Here is a 1421-nt window from a genome sequence, read left to right as displayed (position 1 = left end):
GTTATGAGTAATAATGGTTGGATGGTTTCAAGACCATGCCAAAACAATGAAGCACACCATTGTCCAGGACATAAGCCTGAGCCAAAACCTTGTCAAAAAGAAGATGATTGTTGTTGTAAAAAAGATATGCTAAAAGCATTAGAATTATTATTTAATGAAAAAATAAAAGAATATGTATGTTTCCACAAATTTTCATTTATTGGAAGAAAGTATTTAGTAGGTACTTTTTTAGAGAAAGATGAAATTGGTCATGATAATACTGCAGCACCTTGGGCTAAGTTAAAATCTATTGACCCTTGTCAATCCGATTATATAAATATATTGGCAAACGGTTTCTACTATCCAATTCCTACTACTGTTTATCACAAATATAATTATTTTGTGCCATATCCAGTTGATAAAGTATCACTATGTGATTTAGAAGCTATTCAATTTGAGTACTATCCATGTGTAGGTGGTTGGTCTTTTAAAGAAAGACTAACGTCATTACTAGATAAAAAACATCCATTTATGTGCTGTAAAGATGATGATTGCTGCTGTGGTGATACTACATTTAGAAATCTATCTTTTTCTACTAATAATGTAAATCTTACTGCTGGCTGGTTAGCTTTAAAAAATGCTGAAGTACTTGGCAGAGTAGGTAATGTATTAGTTCTTTCTGATACAAGTTCTAATAAAATCAGTTTTGTTTGCTTAGAATCTATCGGATTCTACGGTTCTTACTATGGGTTCGGAGGTGCATATGACACATTTGATGAACCTGTTACACCTGATGAACCTGCTACACTTGATGAACCTAATATAGAGTAGATTATAAGAATTCTATTAAAATTTATTTTCTGATTAAATAGTTAGGTGTGCACCTTCTTAAAAGAAGATGCACACCCTTTTTTATTTTATAATACTGAACTTATTTTTGATGTGGAGTAAATTGTTATACCTGAATCATTGTTATCCACTAACATGACCCCACTACCAACCTGTTTAATAACACCATTTATATCTTCTTCAAATGGTGTTGATATATTTTTCTTACTTGTTTCCACGCAGCTTACTAAACTAGTAGGCTTTTTCTCCAATTTCACATCTTCTACAACATAGTTTTTACTTTCAATAGTTTCCACTGACTTGACCATATCTATTTTTTCTATCTTATCTATTTTCGATACTGAATCATATTGAATATCTTTTATACTCTTTATTAGTTCTGAATTTTCTTTAGTAGCAACAAAAGCCGTTTCATCCTTATTCACTATATTATTTATAGTACTATTTGAAACATTAATAATATTATTTATGGAAGTTTCATTTTCTTCTTTTTTCTCTAGTATGTTGTCATCGTATTCAATATCTACAAAATTTGTAAAACTCTCCTTAGAGTAATTTATATCTTTAACTACTTGATTTATTATATAGATCGG

General features: G+C 30.0%; 2 protein-coding genes. One reads left to right on the top strand and one right to left on the bottom strand.

Annotated features, from left to right (window positions below):
* A partial coding sequence (locus NSA58_RS20190; RefSeq protein ID WP_257560936.1) for a CotA family spore coat protein occupies window positions 1–810 on the top strand: 810 nt, incomplete at its 5' end.
* A gap of 86 nt (window positions 811–896) precedes the next feature.
* Here the strand turns inward: NSA58_RS20190 and NSA58_RS20185 are convergent.
* A partial coding sequence (locus NSA58_RS20185) for a hypothetical protein (RefSeq protein WP_257560935.1) occupies window positions 897–1421 on the bottom strand: 525 nt, incomplete at its 5' end.

The sequence above is a fragment of the Terrisporobacter muris genome (genome assembly GCF_024621905.1).
GTDB classification, from domain to species: domain Bacteria; phylum Bacillota; class Clostridia; order Peptostreptococcales; family Peptostreptococcaceae; genus Terrisporobacter; species Terrisporobacter muris.
Note: the sequence above shows the minus strand (reverse complement) of the source record. Positions and strands in the feature narration are given on the sequence as shown.